20 protein-coding genes are annotated in these 17,099 nt (G+C 46.1%); all 20 read right to left on the bottom strand.

Features of this window, described 5'->3' with window-relative positions; all coding sequences use genetic code 11:
- Window positions 1–95: 95 nt before the first annotated feature.
- The 20 genes from J7E78_RS09840 to J7E78_RS09745 all read right to left on the bottom strand — a co-directional run bounded on the left by J7E78_RS09840 (window position 96) and on the right by J7E78_RS09745 (window position 16,999).
- The gene (locus J7E78_RS09840; protein ID WP_215075999.1) at window positions 96–647 is read right to left on the bottom strand and encodes a hypothetical protein; all 552 of its coding nucleotides are present in this window, start codon (window positions 645–647) and stop codon (window positions 96–98) included.
- A 121-nt stretch (window positions 648–768) separates the two neighbouring features.
- Window positions 769–990, bottom strand: coding sequence for a trp RNA-binding attenuation protein MtrB (gene mtrB / locus J7E78_RS09835; protein WP_017687697.1), 222 nt, complete (start codon window positions 988–990; stop codon window positions 769–771).
- Window positions 991–1,159: 169 nt separating this feature from the next.
- Window positions 1,160–1,432 carry an HU family DNA-binding protein gene (locus J7E78_RS09830; protein ID WP_024630670.1) on the bottom strand — a complete coding sequence of 91 codons (273 nt, stop codon included), beginning with the start codon at window positions 1,430–1,432 and terminating at the stop codon, window positions 1,160–1,162.
- Window positions 1,433–1,649: 217 nt separating this feature from the next.
- Window positions 1,650–2,636, bottom strand: coding sequence for an ABC transporter permease (locus J7E78_RS09825; RefSeq protein ID WP_215075998.1), 987 nt, complete (start codon window positions 2,634–2,636; stop codon window positions 1,650–1,652).
- Window positions 2,633–4,150, bottom strand: a complete 1,518-nt coding sequence (locus tag J7E78_RS09820; RefSeq protein ID WP_215075997.1) for a sugar ABC transporter ATP-binding protein — start codon at window positions 4,148–4,150, stop codon at window positions 2,633–2,635. Before J7E78_RS09820 ends, J7E78_RS09825 begins: the two co-directional genes overlap by 4 nt.
- A 113-nt stretch (window positions 4,151–4,263) precedes the next feature.
- Entirely contained in the window at window positions 4,264–5,361 is a 1,098-nt protein-coding gene (locus J7E78_RS09815; RefSeq protein WP_215075996.1) for a sugar ABC transporter substrate-binding protein, read from the bottom strand.
- A gap of 217 nt (window positions 5,362–5,578) precedes the next feature.
- The gene (spoIVA, locus tag J7E78_RS09810; RefSeq protein WP_215075995.1) at window positions 5,579–7,057 is read right to left on the bottom strand and encodes a stage IV sporulation protein A; all 1,479 of its coding nucleotides are present in this window, start codon (window positions 7,055–7,057) and stop codon (window positions 5,579–5,581) included.
- Window positions 7,058–7,507: 450 nt separating this feature from the next.
- Window positions 7,508–8,287, bottom strand: a complete 780-nt coding sequence (locus tag J7E78_RS09805; RefSeq protein WP_215075994.1) for a DUF3939 domain-containing protein — start codon at window positions 8,285–8,287, stop codon at window positions 7,508–7,510.
- 46 nt (window positions 8,288–8,333) lie between these two features.
- Window positions 8,334–8,684: a 2Fe-2S iron-sulfur cluster-binding protein gene (locus J7E78_RS09800; RefSeq protein ID WP_074095650.1), complete on the bottom strand. Its 351-nt coding sequence runs from the start codon at window positions 8,682–8,684 to the stop codon at window positions 8,334–8,336.
- 17 nt (window positions 8,685–8,701) lie between these two features.
- Window positions 8,702–9,319 (bottom strand): hypothetical protein, encoded by a 618-nt coding sequence (locus J7E78_RS09795; RefSeq protein WP_215075993.1) that lies wholly within the window; start codon window positions 9,317–9,319, stop codon window positions 8,702–8,704.
- 83 nt (window positions 9,320–9,402) lie between these two features.
- On the bottom strand, window positions 9,403–9,582 hold the full coding sequence (locus J7E78_RS09790; RefSeq protein ID WP_215075992.1) for a DUF2768 family protein: 180 nt from the start codon (window positions 9,580–9,582) through the stop codon (window positions 9,403–9,405).
- Window positions 9,583–9,755: 173 nt separating this feature from the next.
- Window positions 9,756–10,031, bottom strand: a complete 276-nt coding sequence (locus J7E78_RS09785) for a stage VI sporulation protein F (RefSeq protein ID WP_017687687.1) — start codon at window positions 10,029–10,031, stop codon at window positions 9,756–9,758.
- Between the two features lie 103 nt (window positions 10,032–10,134).
- Window positions 10,135–11,175, bottom strand: coding sequence for an NAD(P)H-dependent glycerol-3-phosphate dehydrogenase (locus tag J7E78_RS09780; protein ID WP_215075991.1), 1,041 nt, complete (start codon window positions 11,173–11,175; stop codon window positions 10,135–10,137).
- Window positions 11,168–11,791 carry a glycerol-3-phosphate 1-O-acyltransferase PlsY gene (gene plsY / locus J7E78_RS09775; protein ID WP_215075990.1) on the bottom strand — a complete coding sequence of 208 codons (624 nt, stop codon included), beginning with the start codon at window positions 11,789–11,791 and terminating at the stop codon, window positions 11,168–11,170. Before plsY ends, J7E78_RS09780 begins: the two co-directional genes overlap by 8 nt.
- 11 nt (window positions 11,792–11,802) lie before the next feature.
- Window positions 11,803–13,125: a ribosome biogenesis GTPase Der gene (gene der / locus J7E78_RS09770; protein WP_076209907.1), complete on the bottom strand. Its 1,323-nt coding sequence runs from the start codon at window positions 13,123–13,125 to the stop codon at window positions 11,803–11,805.
- Window positions 13,126–13,310: 185 nt separating this feature from the next.
- A complete protein-coding gene (rpsA, locus tag J7E78_RS09765) occupies window positions 13,311–14,525 on the bottom strand; it encodes a 30S ribosomal protein S1 (protein ID WP_036607712.1) in 1,215 nt (404 codons plus the stop codon).
- Window positions 14,526–14,666: 141 nt separating this feature from the next.
- Complete coding sequence (locus tag J7E78_RS09760) at window positions 14,667–15,254, bottom strand: lysophospholipid acyltransferase family protein (protein WP_215075989.1); 588 nt, start codon at window positions 15,252–15,254, stop codon at window positions 14,667–14,669.
- The gene (cmk, locus tag J7E78_RS09755) at window positions 15,251–15,955 is read right to left on the bottom strand and encodes a (d)CMP kinase (protein ID WP_091028913.1); all 705 of its coding nucleotides are present in this window, start codon (window positions 15,953–15,955) and stop codon (window positions 15,251–15,253) included. Before cmk ends, J7E78_RS09760 begins: the two co-directional genes overlap by 4 nt.
- A 103-nt stretch (window positions 15,956–16,058) precedes the next feature.
- A complete protein-coding gene (locus J7E78_RS09750) occupies window positions 16,059–16,283 on the bottom strand; it encodes a hypothetical protein (RefSeq protein ID WP_215075988.1) in 225 nt (74 codons plus the stop codon).
- 62 nt (window positions 16,284–16,345) lie between these two features.
- The gene (locus J7E78_RS09745) at window positions 16,346–16,999 is read right to left on the bottom strand and encodes a flagellar brake protein (RefSeq protein ID WP_215075987.1); all 654 of its coding nucleotides are present in this window, start codon (window positions 16,997–16,999) and stop codon (window positions 16,346–16,348) included.
- Window positions 17,000–17,099 lie beyond the last annotated feature (100 nt).

Here is a 17,099-nt window from a genome sequence, read left to right as displayed (position 1 = left end):
CCTCCGAGCCTTAACATTGTTAAACCATTTATGCACTACAATCTTATATATTATAGCATATGTTGAACGGGCACGCACTGAATCCTGCTATTCTATTACCCCTTACTTGTCATTTCGAATTGCTTCTTCCAGAGTTCGGTCTCCATCAAATGAAACCAGTCCTTCAATTCATCTGAAAAGGCCGCACTTTTCCAGTTCCGTAATGTTTCAATCGCATACAGAGGCCACTCTCCACGCCGAATATCAGCAGCAAGTAACAGATGTCGTTTATGCATCCATTCATCTTCTGCCATCACACGTAGCAGCACCTGATCCACGTTATCCAGGCTCCGAAAGCCCAGATCCGCCACAGCTGCCATGTTCTCATAGATTTCAGTGTAACTTGTACCCGTTCCTTTAACTTTGAGGTCCAGTGTCAAAATGGACTGTTTCCATTCCACTCTTGCAATGGGAGTTGATAGTTGCATGGAGCTTAACACATCAACCAGATTGTCATCCGTCAGCTGAACTGGATGATGTGATGCAGAGGCAGGCAGTACGTTGGCCCCGCCCCATGTACGCATATGTAAGGTTTGTATCGCAACAAGCAGAAAGACCGCCGCAACCGTAGCCAGCATTGAAGCAGTAACAATCATCCGCGGTTTCATATACGCCTCCCTGCCTTTACCTGTTAGTGTAGTCTGTCCGGTAAAGGCTCATACCTCATTGTACAATGAAAAAAAGCAGGCTATGCCTGCAATCTTCATTTGAATGTATTCAATCTGTCCATTACTCCGATTCAATCTGTCCATGCTTGGTAATCAGCGTGGCTTTGCCCCGAATTTTAATAGCTGAAGTATGGGTAGTAAATTGGGCAAACATCACTTCACCCTTGTCCAATTTCTCGGTGTGGTGAAAGCGTGTATCCTGACCTCGGGTTAATCCGATCACCTGGACACCATTTTCCTCTGCCTTAATTACAATATAATCATTGCCGGTTGGATGATCCATCACGCATGTCCCCTTCTTTCGTTCGATAGCGTTAATGATGATTAAGATTGTTTCATTTGTCAACCTGCGCCTTCTACGAATGAACCGCAAGAATCATCGTTAAAAGGCAAAAGAAAAGGCCGTGAACAAGTCACGGTCTTTTTGTCGACATATGGAATATGTAGAAATCTTATTTAATTCCGTCTTTGAGCGCTTTACCTGGTTTGAATGCAGGAATTTTGCTCGCAGGAATTTCGATTTCTTCACCTGTTTGCGGGTTGCGTCCTTTACGTGCAGAGCGCTCGCGAACTTCGAAGTTCCCAAAACCAACCAATTGTACTTTATCTCCGCTTTGAAGAGCCTCAGAGATTGCTTCGAATACGGCATCAACCGCTTTCGTTACATCTTTCTTGGACAATTCAGTCGCTTCAGATACGTGTGTAATCAAGTCTGATTTGTTCATTTGTTTTTCACCTCCTGTATCAATGTCCTGAATGTTATACTGTGTTTCCGTTTTATAGCGAAATATACGTTCATACGCAAAAAATCTACGTACATCTTGAGCGCTGAACACAAATCTCCGCCTGCGGTCAACAGTCATTTTCGGCAGAATGTCGTCTGAAACCACTGGCATTTCAGACGCCGAACAAATTTCATACTAATACAGACAGCCCACAATTTCAAGTCCGGTTGCGGTTTAAGACGTAAAATGTAACCGCCAGGGCAAGCACGAGAACCCCACCTTTTACAATATCATGTGTGAAATACTGTACGTTCATCATCGTTAAACCGTTCACAAGAACACCAATCAGAACCGAACCAATGAAGGTTCCAATGACATTTGGTTTACCCGCGCCAAACACAGAGAAACCGACAAATACTGCAGCTACGGATTCCATTAACAACGGTGATCCCGCATCAATTTGTCCAGATCCTACTTTGGAAGCATAGATGATACCACCGATTGCTGCAAACACTCCAGCGGCTACATAAGCGAGTGTACGCACCTTTTTCACCTTGATTCCAGACAACCGTGCAGCTTCCTCATTACCGCCTGTAATGTACATCTGGCGACCATATTTCGTATACGTCAAAAAGATATGCACACCTATTACTGCAATAAGTAGCATGATAACCGATATCGGCATACCAAGCCATTTACCCTGCCCTATAAGCAGGAATGTTGAGTCCATCTCTCCCGCAGCTTTACTCCCGTCAGGGAACTGCATGTGATTGTAAATGGTATATCCCTGTGCATACGTTTTGTGAATACCTCCGATGATGTACATCGTGGCAAGGGTTGCGAGCAAATCCGGAATACGCAATTTTACAATGAGCAAAGCGTTCAGTAAACCAATAACAGCGCCAATGATTAGTGGCACAATAATTACAATTGCCAGAGGTTGTTGATACCAAATCATTAACGAAGCAGTAACGACGGTAGTTAATGAGACCGTCGCCCCAACCGAGAGATCAAATCCATCAACAATGAGAGATAACGTAACACCGATCGCTACAAACGTAACGATAGAGATCGAGCCCAAAATATCGGTCAAGTTACTGTACGTAAAGAAATAAGGCAATTTAATGCCGAAAAATGCGATAACACCTATGATGACTATAATCGCCCCGTAACGGAACGCAAAATCCAGTGATTTATCCTTCATGATTGCACCTCTTGTCCACCGCTTGCATAGTATAGCAGCTGTTCTTGGTTAGTCTCGCCTCGTTTGAACTCTTTTACGATAACACCCTCGCACATGACAGCGATTCGGTCACCAATTCCCATGCCTTCATCCAGTTCACAGGTGAAATAGATTACACCCTTGCCCGCCAAAGCCAGTTCATTGATGATGCGGAAAATGTCACTTTTTGCCCCAATATCCACGCCTTTGGTTGGCTCATCAAATATAAATACATCCGCATCCGCATTAAGCCATTTACCAATGGCTACCTTCTGCTGATTACCACCGCTTAGATATTTCACTTCCTGTTTCACGGACGATGTTTTGATTCCAAGCTGTTTCACCAATGACTCCGCATTCAGACGTTCCCGTTTGCGGCTTACGAAACCTAATGTACTGAGACGGCTTAACAAAGGCAGACTTAAATTCCGTTCCACGTTCTCCTGAATCAGGATTCCTTGTTTACGTCGCTCCTCCGGTACAGAAACAATCCCCAGAGCCGCCGCATCCGCAGGCTGAGACAGACGGAGGTTACGGTTGTTAAGCCGGATCTCGCCTCCCTCCAGACGATCTGCACCAATCAGCAAACGAGAGCTTTCCGTTTTACCCGCGCCTACCAGACCCACCACAGCAAGGACTTCACCTCGGCGTACAGAGAGGTCAACACCTTTGACCTTCACTCCACGACGAAGCCCACGTGCCTCTAACAGCAGCTCCCCCACGGGCGCTTCCGTCTTTGGAAACTCTTCTTCAAATGGTTTGCCTAACATCTGAGTAACCAAATCATTGATCGTCAGTCCATTTGCTTCACCGGTAAATACATGTTGCCCATCTCTCATAACCGTAACGCGATCACAGTGACCCGTCACTTCCGCAAGACGATGGGTAATGAAAATACAGGCTACTCCCCGTTCCTTCAGCAGATGAACAATCCGGAAAAATGCATCCGTTTCTTCCTGACTCAGCGGGGCAGTAGGTTCGTCAAAAATGATGACCTTGGCATCCTGAATTAAAATCCGTGCCAGCAGTATCATCTGTTTTTCTGCAAGTGTCAGATCGGCCACTTTTTGGTGAACGGATATGTCCGCCCCTAATTGTTTCAACGCCTCAACCGCACGCTGTTGCAGCTTCCGCGGACTTTTCCACCAACCCCCGGCAGATGAAGCCAGCTGATCCAACATGATGTTCTCCGCAGCCGTCAGCTGAGGCACCAGTGCCGCATCCACTTCCTGATAGACACAGTGAATCCCGCTTGCCTTCGCGTCTCCCGGAGAACTTAAATGAAGCGCTTGTCCACTCAACTGAATCGTACCCTGGTCCAATGGATAGGCACCCGACAGAATTTTCATTAACGTGCTCTTACCGGCACCATTGGCACCCAGCAGCGCATGAATCTCCCCGCCTTTTACAGAGAAATCCACATCCTTCAGTGCAGGAATACCTGAAAACTGCTTGTGGATATGTTCCATTTGAAGCAGTATCGGTGCAGTGCTCATGATGTTAACCTCCAATCGTTCCCTTCCGGGAGCATCCCTTTTTTCATCCAGACCCACATGTCTTCATTTATGTTTGAAAAAGCGCGCCTTGCGGCGCGCTTCCCATACGCTGCTTATTTAGCAGTAACTCCGTATTCGCTCATCCAGCCCTTGATTCCTTGTGTACTGCCTCCCCAACCCTCAACGAATTCTGACAGCTCCGAAGTGGAGATTTGTTTATCTGGCAGAGCTTCACGTTGAACATAGACCGGGTTAAGAACAACTGCATCTTCCGTCTCGTCTCCGTTCAGCTTCTGATAAGCATAACGTACCTGGACGCGACCAATATCCGTTGGATCAACAGCAGCTGAAGCTACCCAAGGATTTTTCGGGTCCTGAATCATTTGCAGGTCCTCGTCACTCATATCAATACCATACACTTTGATCTCGTCACGTCCAGCTTGCTGAATGGCACGTGCCGCACCTTTGGCGAACTCATCCCAAGCAGTCCATACGGCTGTAATTTCGCCTTTTGGATACTGTTTGAGGATGGCCTCCATTTTGGCCTGCGTATCCAGTGCCGGGTTCTGTGCAGAACCGAATGTAGCTATTTCCTTGATGTCCGGATTTGCTTTCATGAATTCACCGTATGCGATCTGACGGCGTTCCATCGGTGCAAAACCAGCTACCCATACTTTGACGATGTTACCTTGTCCATTGATATCTTTTTTCATTTGCTCCAGCGTCAGCTCAGCCATCTTCTGGTCATCCTGCGACAGGACTGTAGCTCCCGGAACACTAATAGCTGCGTCGAACACAACCACTGGAATGTTCTGTTCTACTGCCTTCTTCACACCTGGCTCCAGCAGGGAGTCCCCGTGATCCGTGAGAATGGCATCGAATTTCTGATTAATTGCGCTATCAAGCAAGGATACCATCTTTGCTTTGTCATTATCGGCAACAAACGTTGTCAGTTCTCCACCGAATTTTTCGATTTCTTCTTTTACACCCTGTACATATTGCTGCGAGAAAGTACCTGTATTAAACTCCATAATAAGTGCAATCCGCTTGCCACTTAGAGGGCCTGTAACTGCTTCCGTTTTTGGTGTATCATTTGATGCACCCGAGGCGGAAGTGGCAGCCGGTTCTTTTTTGATTCCGCAAGCGGACAGCGCCAATGTAAATACTAATAACACACTCAACCATACCCATTTTGTCTCTTTTCTTTTCATCTCTGTCTCCCCCTGTCCACTCTCTGTGATCTCGATCACAATAGTTGAATATTAATATAACGGCTAATCCCTAGTATGTAAATGGGTTTTAGCAATTTAAAGCTAAAACTCGCTAAGTTTTTTCGAAAGTACTATTCTTCCTATCCATTTCATCCAAAATAAAGAAATCGCATAAAAAAGACCGCGAGGGGATGCCCCCTTACGGTCTTTTGGTGTCTTACAGGATGATAGCGATCAAGCCACCTGAACCTTCATTAATGATTCTTCCCAGCGTCTCTTGCAATTTGTATCTTGCATTATCCGGCATCATGGCAATTTTGCCCTGAATACCTTCTCGCACAATGGAGTGCAGCGAACGACCGAACATGTCTGAATCCCATACCTTGATCGGATCGTTCTCGAAGTCCTGCATCAGGTATCTCACCAGTTCCTCACTTTGTTTCTCCGTACCGATGATTGGAGCGAACTCCGATTCCACATCAACCCGGATCATGTGAATGGACGGTGCCGTTGCTTTCAGACGTACGCCAAATTTGGTGCCCTGACGAATGAGCTCAGGTTCATCCAGAGCCATCTCGGCGAGAGATGGAGCAGCAATGCCGTATCCGGTCGTTTTGACCATCTCCAGCGCTTCTGCGAAGCGGTCATATTCTCTCTTCGCATGCGAGAATTCCTGCATCAATTGCAGCAGATGATCCTTACCGCGAATCTCGATGCCAACCACTTCCACGAGAATCTGATCATACAGTTCATCCGGCGCGTACAGGTCAATTTCGGCTACACCCTGCCCCATATTCATGCCACTCAGACCTGCGCGATCAATGAATTCATATTCCATGAACTGAGCGACTACCCGATCCACGTCACGAAGTCTGCGAATATCCTTGACGGTGTCACGTACGGAATTTTCGTAGTTGTTCCGCAGCCAGTGAGTCTCGCTCAGCACCATAACCCAGCTCGGCAAGTTTACATTCACTTCATGCACAGGGAACTCATAGAGCACTTCACGAAGTACACCCGTCACATCATCTTCCGTCATGGTCGCTGCACTGAGTGTCATCACCGGAATGTCGTATTTGGCAGCAAGCTCACTACGCAATTGCAGGGTTTCTTCACTGCGAGGACGAGTGGAGTTGATGACCAGGACAAACGGTTTACCCACTTCTTTCAATTCTGCAATGACCCTTTCTTCAGATTCCACATAGGAACTGCGGGCAATTTCGGCGATTGTGCCGTCTGTTGTTACCACAACACCCAGTGTAGAATGCTCCTGAATGACTTTGCGAGTACCAATCTCGGCGGCTTCCTGGAATGGAATTGGTTCCTCGAACCAAGGCGTGGAGATCATGCGTGGACCATTCTCATCCTCGTATCCCTTGGCTCCTTCCACCGCATAACCTACACAATCCACAAGTCGCACATTGACATCGAGTCCTTCTGCCACCTTGATCTGGACTGCGTTATTTGGTACGAATTTCGGTTCAGTAGTCATGATGGTCTTACCTGCTGCACTCTGTGGAAGTTCATCCACCGCTCGACCACGGTCAGCCTCGTTAGTGATGTTTGGCAACACAATGGTTTCCATGAATCGTTTAATAAATGTTGATTTTCCCGTCCGGACTGCGCCGACAACCCCGAGATAAATATCCCCTCCGGTCCGCTCAGCTATGTCCTTAAAAATGTCCACTTTCTCCAATGAAATCCCCTCCCTAAATTACTCCGAAGGAAAAATGCTAAAGAGCATCCGCTTCGTTTTTTCAATCAGAAGACTGAAATCCCTGCAACGGTAGAGCCGCCTTTGTGAGTGCCCGGAAGTCGTCCGCCGCCGAACGTTGCATTCTGATGAAACCGGCGAGAGCGGCGTTAACTCGTACATGCAATTGGACTAGTATCATCTTATGTATCCGTATGCGGCAATATGACGCGTATTTTTGTTTTTTTATCTTAAGGTGATGACATTAGGAGAATCCCCCGATCTCGGACTGCGCGTCTTTATTTCAATCTACTTTATGTGATCCGTGAAGCTTTTATGACGGTTATTGCTCATACTGACAAAAGAAAAAAGAGATATCCCTTATTTGGAATATCTCTTTTTGAACCATTAGAGCCATGGTGGTCATACAGCTAGAACATTTTGCAACCATGCTTATTTTATCGGCTGGGCAACTGGCGCATTATTTTGCCAAGCGTAGAAAATGGATTTTACAGGTACGAAGTAGGAGTGTTCCACCAGCAAATCCCGAACATCTTCAGTCTCTGCTGGAGACACGTCAGACTTTTCCACTGCCTGCATAATATCAAAAGCATAATCTACATAGACCTTGCCTTCGTCATCCATCATAAAAGGTAAGGCCTGACCTGAATATACACTATTCAATGTTATGGAAGGTGTACCCGCCTGTGAAGCCTGCTCCATATCCACAGCATATAACCCCGGATACAGTTCTTCCCCAGTTGGCAGCTTATTGTTATGTACGGACTTATATTGATTAACCATTCGCTGTACATCATTCACTTTCTGTACGGTCAGAAGATCCATCACTTTAACGGTGGGATTCACTTCTTCATCCTGGATCAGGAAGTAAGCGCTACCACCACTTTCAAAAGCGGTTCCCGGTATTTCATCCAGATACCCCAGTTGCTTCAACTTGGGCAGATCCACTCTGAACTTTTCATATTTTGGCGTTTCCATGTCTGCATTGATGATTGGTAAAATCCCCTCATCTTGCTGGAATGCCTCGACCGCACTCTGAATACGGTTTACGCTTTCTCGATAGGCGATCTTAGGGTCCGAATTGCTCTGCGATGGATACATACAACCACTTGCTGTAAAAGCAAACAACAGGAATAACAGCAGACCGCCCATCTGATACATAAGACGCTGCCGTCTGCTTCCTTCAACACATTTTGGCTTGTTCCTAATCATTCGTGTCCTCCTTGAATAACTCATTAGAGAATCAATTTCATAACGCTCAGAACCAGTCGTCTTCCTGTTGCTGACGTTCCAGTTGTTTGCGAATGGCTGCCTTCAGCGGGTCCTCTGGAACATGAACCGATAGAGATCCACACACCTTGGCCTGACAGGACAGTCGCGTACCTGCTTCCAACAGTGAACCCAGCTTGCGCTTTTCTGCATCTGTTGGTGGATACAGTTCCGCCCGATGTTCTTCGTCCACGTTCACCTTACACATCAGGCAAGCCGCTTTACCATCACATCGGGTCGTAATCTTAACTCCGGCACGTCGTGCTGCATGCAGAAGTGTTGCTCCTGGTTTGAGCGCTATCGATTTGTTCATAGGCAAAAAAGTAACTTTATAGTCCATTATTTTCCTCCCTCAACCTACTGGGGCCATGCAAAGCCAACAAGTTCTTCCACTTCGGCTCTAAAGCGGCTTGTCCATACATTCTGTTGACTTAACAGCATCATTATAGGTTGATGTGCATGTGGTTGCTGACGCATCTGTGACGCAATGGGTAGATAACGATCTTCACGACCTCGCAGCAGATTAAACAACAGCTCATGCGCAAGCGGCATAAGTCGCAGGGTATATGGACCCACTTGTGCTACTGGTGCATGCGGAGCAAGTACATGTTCAATCTCGATACGGTACCAACTTTTGCGAGCCCATATTTCGAAACCACCAACCAGTTCCAACGCACATTCACCCACCTGATAGTGGCTCAGCAGAGAAGCATACGGTCCTGTCTTGTCCACTGTAGGCTCGTCAAGCATTTCCCCCGGAGCGCTACGGTGAAGTCCTTTAGCAGCAGCAACATCCGCATAGATATCAATATCTCTCGGAGCCTGTTGCAACTCCACCCCTTGAAGCAGCAACCCACAACTTCCTCCAAGTAACCATGTCTGCGGCTGTGTGTTCCAGGCTTTGGCCGTTTCCAGCAAAGCCGCGTGTAATTCCGGATAACGCCCTGTCCGACCCTGCGTATCATGCGGCCCCATAGGCTCACACTCCCCTCATCCGTGTTCATTGTGTCAGTTCTTATGATGTGCTTATGCGGATGTTATCCTTCAGGCATAGGAAATCAGGTCAGAGAAGCGATTCCACCAAAAAAACCAATCAGCATAATCAAAAATGCAATCAGAGAAAGAAGCCCCCGTACAATACCTTTTGTTTTGGCACGAGCAAACGTAATCAGGAATACAGATAGTCCCATAATAAGGATGGCGACCAATGACAGCCACATCTTGTCCATTGCGCTCATAATCCAGCAGTCTCCCCTTTAGTCCGATATTCATCACTGACACTGTGACAATTGCAACCATTATAACACGAAATTCAGCTCAATTTTCCAAAAAAAAGACAAAAAAGCAAGCCGACAGGAGCCGACTCGTCTTTTTGTCTTACTGGATCACCTGCACAAGCAGGTGTGATCTATTATTTTTTCATCATCATTTTCATTAACGATTCCATACTGCTCGGATTCAATCCGCTTTTCTTGACCGCACTCACAATATCCTTAACCGTATCCTCAGATACCGGAACTTTCGCCATGGCGGATACTTGTTTGATCAATTGGCGCAACTGAGCTTCATTCTGAATCGTCGTTGGTTTCACCGTACTTGCCAATTTTTTGACGGCACCTTCTGTTATCGTTTTACCCGTTTTCTTGTTGATTGCATTCAGTGCATCTTTGGAAATGTTGTTACCCATTCGTCTCCCCTCCTCCGGCAATACTCATGTGTATAGTATGAGTCTGCTACAGAAAAGGTGAATAAGCTTCTTATTTCACAAGGTACATTTAGGCTCATTACAATCAGGAATGCCACTGCTCCCAGGTTTCAAGCTTCATGACTTCCATTTCAGTCTTCGGGTCACGTCCCATCAAGGCTTCAACCGCATCACGCGGCTGTCTCTCCTGGAATAAAACGTGATATAACTGATCCGCAATTGGCATTTGCACACCGTATTTTTGTGAGATGAAATAGGCAGCTTGCGTAGTTCGAATGCCTTCTACCACCATGCCCATGGACTTCAGAACATCATCCAACTTCTGTCCCTGGCCCAACATGGAACCTGCTCTCCAGTTCCGACTGTGCTGACTTGTAGCCGTTACAACCAGATCCCCGATTCCAGCAAGTCCCGAAAACGTTAGCGGATTCGCTCCCATCTCAACACCAATACGTGTGATCTCTGCCAGACCTCGTGTTAGCAAAGCGGCTTTGGCATTATCACCAAATTGAAGACCATCGGACATGCCAGCACCAAGAGCAATGATATTTTTGAATGCGCCCGCAAGCTCAACACCGATCATGTCCCGATTCGTGTAAACCCTGAAATAGGCATTCATAAACAAAGCTTGGGCAGACTCGGCAGATGCCTTATCCAGTGAAGCTACAACAACCGTCGTTGGACAACGCTTCACCACTTCTTCCGCATGGCTTGGGCCAGAAAGAACAACCACACGTCCTTCTTCAAATTCAAGCTCTTCTGAAATGACTGTGGACATCCGTTTCAGGCTTTCTGTCTCAAAACCTTTGGTTGCATGAATGACTAACATCTCAGGCTTGTAATAAGCCTTAAGCTGGTTCGTAACTGCACGCATGGCTGATGAAGGCGCAACAATTAACACAGCTATAGCGCCTTCCACCGCAGCTTCCATATCAGTTGTTGCTTGTATCCGTGTTGAAAGCTCCGCATCTGGAAGATAGCGAGTATTGGTGTGCTTGCTATTGATTTCGTTTGCCTGGTCTTCACCACGTGTCCACATCATCACATCCAACTGATTGGCGGCGAGTACACTGGCCAGAGCTGTCCCCCAGCTTCCAGCGACCAGAACAGCAACTTTTTTAGACAACTCGTTTACCCCCTCCAGGGTTTTTCGATCCCAATTTATTTTCCTGTCCTTTGGCGAGCTTCGCAATGTTGGTGCGATGTCTCCAGAACGCAAACAGACAAATAATCAGACTCCCCCAGAAGATATTCATTGAATATCCGGGTAATACCAAGATAAAGATGGGTGTAAATGCTACAAAAATCAGAGACCCCAATGAAACATAGCGTGTCAATACAATAGACAGAATGGCGATCACCCCAGCACATAACGCAGGTATGAAAGCAAGACTCACCAGAACACCAATGGCTGTGGCAATGCCTTTTCCTCCACGAAAATGGAAGTAAAGCGGCCAGTTATGTCCTGCGATGGCTGCTATACCACTGAGTGCAGGAATCCAGGCAGAACCGTCACTCAGCCAGATTCCAATCCATACAGCTGCAATACCCTTAAGTACATCAAGTAACAGAACAGCAACTGCCGGTCCTTTACCCAAAATACGTAATGTATTGGTAGCTCCCGCGTTTCCGCTTCCGTGCTGACGAATATCGATCCCCCGTATTGCTTTGGCAAGGAGGACACTAAAGCTGATCGAACCGAGCAGATAACTCAGTACAATCGCTGCGATTTGTAAAATCACACACTTCTCCCCTAACTTTCGTCGGACTTCTTCCGAGTAAATATGCGAATTGGTGTTCCTTCGAAATCAAACGCTGCACGAATTTTATTCTCCAAATAGCGCTCATATGAGAAGTGCATCAACTCAGGGTCGTTCACAAAAATAACCATGGTCGGCGGTTTAACTGCAACCTGAGTCACATAGTTAATTCTCATTCTCCGTCCTTTATCTGTTGGCGGAGGATTAATCGCAACCGCATCAGACACCACATCGTTAAGCAGATGTGTCTGCACACGTAACGAGTGTTGTTCTGCTACACGTTGCACAACCGGCAACAGTTTTTGTAAGCGTTGTTTTGTGAGGGCTGACAAGAATACAACCGGAGCATAAGTCATAAACAGGAAGTGATCCCGTATTTTTCGCTCAAACTCTTTCATCGTTTTGTCATGCTTCTCTACCACGTCCCATTTGTTCACAACAAACAATGACGCTTTACCAGCTTCGAAGGCATATCCTGCAATATGCTTGTCCTGTTCAATAATGCCTTCTTCACCATTAATGACAATCAGAACAACATCTGCACGCTCAATCGCACGCATCGCACGCATTACACTGTATTTCTCAGTTGTTTCATATACCTTACCACGCTTACGCATACCTGCTGTATCAATCAGCACGTAACGTTGGCCGTCTTTTTCAAAAGGTGTATCAATCGCATCCCGGGTCGTTCCAGCCACGTCACTTACAATGACACGCTCTTCACCCAGAATCGCGTTCACTAGTGAAGATTTACCCACATTAGGACGTCCGATCAGAGCTACACGAATGACATCTTCATCGTATGTCTCTTCCTCAAGTTCTGGCAACTTCTCCACAATTGCATCAAGCAAATCACCTACACCTGTGCCGTGACTTCCGGATACGCCGATGGGATCACCGAAACCAAATCCATAAAACTCATAAATGAGCTCACTTCGTCCGATATTATCCACTTTGTTAACGGCTACAACAATAGGCTTGCCTGAGCGGTAGAGCATCTCTGCTACCTCTTCGTCCGATTGCGTAATACCTGCTTTTGCATCACACATGAATACAATAACATCCGCTTCTTCAATAGCAAGCTCTGCTTGCATCCGAATCGATTTTAAAATTACATCTTCACCATCAATTTCGATACCACCTGTATCAATAATACTAAATGGTTTACCGTTCCATTCACCGATTCCATATATGCGGTCACGGGTAATGCCCGGCTTATCTTCCACAATGGCCAGTCTGTCGCCGATGATCCGATTGAAAATGGTGGATTTACCCACGTTCGGTCGTCCGACAATTGCCACAACGGGTCTTGCCATACATTCCACTCCTCCTGTCCATACTTACGATACTCATCATAGCAAAAAAGATATGTCTTGGCTAACGTTTCATGCCAAATTACTCGCAATAAAAACAATCGGCGAACCCGCCTTGGGCTCGCCGATCTTGCTTTTGATATTCAGCAAAATATGCAGTATATAACTAAGAACCATGCATTGTTAACTTATTTGAATTTGCTGAGTTTGTCTCCAAACAGTTCGCCGAGCGTAGTGCTCATACCTTGATTGTTCAAGGAAACGTTTGGATTGTTGATTTCTTCACGCGGAGCGTTGTTTCTTGAAGGTCTTTCTGATTTTTGTGGTTGAGCTGGAGCTTCTTCTGTTTCTTTGATGCTCAAGCTTACACGTTGCTCAGAAGGGTTCATGTCCAAGATTTTAACTTGAACTTCTTGTCCTTCTTTCAACACTTCATGAGGAGTGCCGATGTGTTTGTGGGAGATTTGCGAGATATGCACAAGTCCCTCAACACCAGGAGCGATTTCAACAAATGCACCGAAGTCGACCAGACGTTTTACAACACCTGTTACGATATCGCTGGAATTAAATTTTTCGCTTGCTGTTTCCCAAGGACCTGGTTGAACAGCTTTCATGCTCAGGCTGATTTTGCCTTTTTCAGGGTCAACTTTCAGCACTTTCACACTAACTTTATCACCTTCAGACAGTACGTCGGATGGTTTTTCAACGTGTGTCCAAGCCAGCTCGGATACGTGAACCAAACCGTCAACTCCGCCCACATCAACGAATGCACCGAATTGAGTCAAGCGTTGTACTGTACCTTCGATCACTTGACCTTCTTGCAAACCAGCCATTACTGTAGCTTTGTTTGCTTCGAATTCTTGCTCCAGTACGTCTTTTTGGGAAAGGATCACTTTGTTGTTCTCACGGTCGATCTCTTTCACTTTAACACGCAGTGTGCGTCCTTTGTAGTCGCTGAAGTCTTCAACGAAATGGCGCTCAACCATGGAAGCCGGGATAAATCCACGTACCCCCACGTCTGCTACCAGTCCGCCTTTAACAACATCACCTACAACAACCTCGAATACGTCTTGGTCTTCAAAATGCTTTTGCAATTGATCCCATGCGTTTTCGCTGTCGATTGCACGTTTGGACAGAACGAGTTTTTCTTTCTCGTCGTCGATGCTAAGAACTTTAGCTTCAACTTCTTGTCCAACTTCTACTGCGTCAGACGCGCTGTCAACATGTAATGAAGACAGTTCACGAATTGGAATGACACCGTCATATTTATATCCAATGCTCACATAGGCTTGGTTATCTTCCAATTTGACGATGGTTCCTTTTACGGTATCTCCTTTTTTCAAGGAAACGAATTGATCCAACTCATCTTGGGTTGCTTCTTGATTTTTCATTTCTTCCGACATGTCAAATACCCTCCTCAATTCAAAAACCCCATTATATTCAAACCTGCCTGTAGCAGAGTTCAAAACACTTTCATCACTGAGTGCTCAAGCTTAGTCTCCCTCAAAAATATGGAAACATGCACTCAGTTAACGACGATGCCACTACTTGCTTGGCACGCCCGTTTGCACCATTTCGTTTATCTTGGACATAATTTTTTCAGTCGCCTTCTCCAGAGCTTCTCCAGATGGGTCTTCCTTGAACTCGTCCAAACTTACTGGTGCTCCATATACAACTTTCATCTTACGAAAAACTTTGTAGTTACCGATAATAGCAGTAGGAATAACTGTAGCGCCACTGCGGAGAGCAAAACTCGCTGCCCCTTTTTTGCCGATACCTCCATCATTGTGACGGCTTCCCGAGGGGAAGATTCCAAGCACTTGACCATCACGCAAAATATTGAGTGAGGTTTTGATGGATTCCTTGCTGACACCTCCACGTTTAACGGGGAAAGCGCCCACGGCTTTAATAATTCGGCCGAGTACCGGAATTTCAAACAATTCGCTTTTGGCCATGAAACGCACCTTACGGCGAATTTTGATACCAACGGTTGGAGGATCGAAGTTACTAATATGATTGGAACATAAAAGTACGCCGCCTTCTTTCGGAATATTCTCCCGTCCAACGGCCTCCAGGCGGAAAAGAATGGTGTAAATGATCCGCAGTAATGTGCTGCAAAATGTGTAAATCATAGACCGATCTCTCCTCTGACCATTGTGCAATAAGATACGATTTTGTCAACCACTTCATGAATGTTCATCTCCGTTGTATCAAGGACGATAGCATCCTCAGCACAACGTAGTGGGGAAATTTCCCGATTCTCATCCAATCTGTCACGGGTGGCAATGTCTCGCTCCAGCTGTTGCAACGTCAGTCCTTCAGAGGGGTCCAGTTCTTTGAAGCGGCGAAGTGCACGCTCTTCGACACTGGCAGTCATGAAGATTTTCACTTCCGCATCGGGCAATACTGTCGTTCCGATATCGCGTCCATCCATGACGACGCCCTTGCGCAAAGCCATTTGCCGCTGAGTATCCACTAATTGCGTACGCAGCCCCTCGATTTGCGCATATCGGGACACGATTCCCGTCACTTCACGGGAGCGGATTTCCGAGGTTACTTCTTCCCCATTACAGAACACTTTCTGTCCGTCGGGATCCGGTTGTAAATCAATGACCAGCTTTTGGGCTTCCTGAAGTACCTGTGTCACTTCTTCCGGCGCAATATCTTTCCGAAGCATGTGCAAGGTTACCGCACGGTACATTGCGCCTGTGTCGACGTATACATACGCGAGCGCCTCTGCAACCAATCGGGCCACCGTGCTTTTCCCGGCACCGGCAGGTCCGTCAATTGCAACGTTCATTTTCCCGTTCTCTGATGTGTTCTGGCTTGCCAACGGGGCATTCCTCCTCAAACGATAAACCTCAATAAAAAAACAGGCATTGCCTGCATCGTGAAAATTATACCACACTCTACACATGGATGCAAAAACAGACAAATCACGGATGTTGATAATCATTTAAAGACTGCACTTGAATGGGTGTGCCTTCCAGACGGTCAATGGTGGTCAAATTCTTTTTGAAACCTGGTACCAACAGCAGTAATTGATACACCACAAGCAGGATTATAAGGGCTGTAATCAGAATCGTAACCTTTCGTTCCATTCGCCTGGAGAAAACATAATAAAGTCGTTCATATCTGCGGGTTGCATGACGATAATTCAAGGGAATACCTCCATTTTTTCATTACGGTACCCGCAGTTCACTCTCTTTATGCCACAACATTCCTATTTCGTGCGATAGTCCAGTTGCCGTTCGAAACAAAACTTGATAATTTTCTGGCGCTCCGAATCTGAAATCTGCACAAATTTCAGCATGCATAGCTGTCTGCCGGTTTCCAGGGTTTTAATACGCACAACTTCAGCTTCAAAATTCACATGTTCGATGGTTGAGTTCCGGTAGGGAACCAGTAACCAGCATTTCAGTTTTTGACCTTCAGCTATTGAAAACCCTGTTTCGCCGTAGATGGACAATCCACCGCCACCAATATCTTCAGTCAATCCGATGGCACGGGTCAGATCTTCACTCTGGATGGCTAATTCGAGGTTTGCATGAACGCGAAGAAAGCTGCGACGTTGTATTTTGGATATATCGCTCGGAAGAGGTTTGTGGATACGAACAAGACGGACCACATCTTCTTCAAATCCCGTAACATAAGTATTAAAATAATGCCGGACCCCATCCTCCGTAATATATGAAATAGACAATTCCTCTCCGAAAAAGAGCCTTTTCAGACGACTGCTTCCTTGTTGCATCGGTACCTCAATCAGAAAACTGCTATCATCCATATCTGCAATGCGTGATTTGTACTCTTTGTGTTCCTCTTTTTCATCTGCAGAAGCAATCTGGATGTATAAAATTTCATTTATTTTAGGAAACAAGCTATTCACCGCCACTTTATGTATTTATCTTCGTATGTACAAGGACTATTATACCATGACCTTTCTCACATTGAACAAGAAAAAACAGACCACATCGTGG

Origin of the sequence: Paenibacillus polymyxa (assembly GCF_018614975.1) — a bacterium.
Lineage (GTDB): Bacteria > Bacillota > Bacilli > Paenibacillales > Paenibacillaceae > Paenibacillus > Paenibacillus polymyxa_E.
Note: the sequence above shows the minus strand (reverse complement) of the source record. Positions and strands in the feature narration are given on the sequence as shown.

Bases quoted from the DNA above. Each gene is read 5' to 3' on its own strand.
- J7E78_RS09815 (WP_215075996.1), bottom strand. From the start codon at position 5,361: ATGAAAAGAAAAGAGACAAAATGGGTATGGTTGAGTGTGTTATTAGTA.
- J7E78_RS09825 (WP_215075998.1), bottom strand. From the start codon at position 2,636: ATGAAGGATAAATCACTGGATTTTGCGTTCCGTTACGGGGCGATTATA.
- J7E78_RS09830 (WP_024630670.1), bottom strand. From the start codon at position 1,432: ATGAACAAATCAGACTTGATTACACACGTATCTGAAGCGACTGAATTG.
- J7E78_RS09800 (WP_074095650.1), bottom strand. From the start codon at position 8,684: ATGGACTATAAAGTTACTTTTTTGCCTATGAACAAATCGATAGCGCTC.
- J7E78_RS09785 (WP_017687687.1), bottom strand. From the start codon at position 10,031: ATGGGTAACAACATTTCCAAAGATGCACTGAATGCAATCAACAAGAAA.
- J7E78_RS09795 (WP_215075993.1), bottom strand. From the start codon at position 9,319: ATGGGGCCGCATGATACGCAGGGTCGGACAGGGCGTTATCCGGAATTA.
- J7E78_RS09790 (WP_215075992.1), bottom strand. From the start codon at position 9,582: ATGAGCGCAATGGACAAGATGTGGCTGTCATTGGTCGCCATCCTTATT.
- rpsA (WP_036607712.1), bottom strand. From the start codon at position 14,525: ATGTCGGAAGAAATGAAAAATCAAGAAGCAACCCAAGATGAGTTGGAT.
- J7E78_RS09820 (WP_215075997.1), bottom strand. From the start codon at position 4,150: ATGAGCACTGCACCGATACTGCTTCAAATGGAACATATCCACAAGCAG.
- J7E78_RS09805 (WP_215075994.1), bottom strand. From the start codon at position 8,287: ATGATTAGGAACAAGCCAAAATGTGTTGAAGGAAGCAGACGGCAGCGT.
- J7E78_RS09840 (WP_215075999.1), bottom strand. From the start codon at position 647: ATGAAACCGCGGATGATTGTTACTGCTTCAATGCTGGCTACGGTTGCG.
- der (WP_076209907.1), bottom strand. From the start codon at position 13,125: ATGGCAAGACCCGTTGTGGCAATTGTCGGACGACCGAACGTGGGTAAA.
- J7E78_RS09760 (WP_215075989.1), bottom strand. From the start codon at position 15,254: ATGATTTACACATTTTGCAGCACATTACTGCGGATCATTTACACCATT.
- mtrB (WP_017687697.1), bottom strand. From the start codon at position 990: ATGGATCATCCAACCGGCAATGATTATATTGTAATTAAGGCAGAGGAA.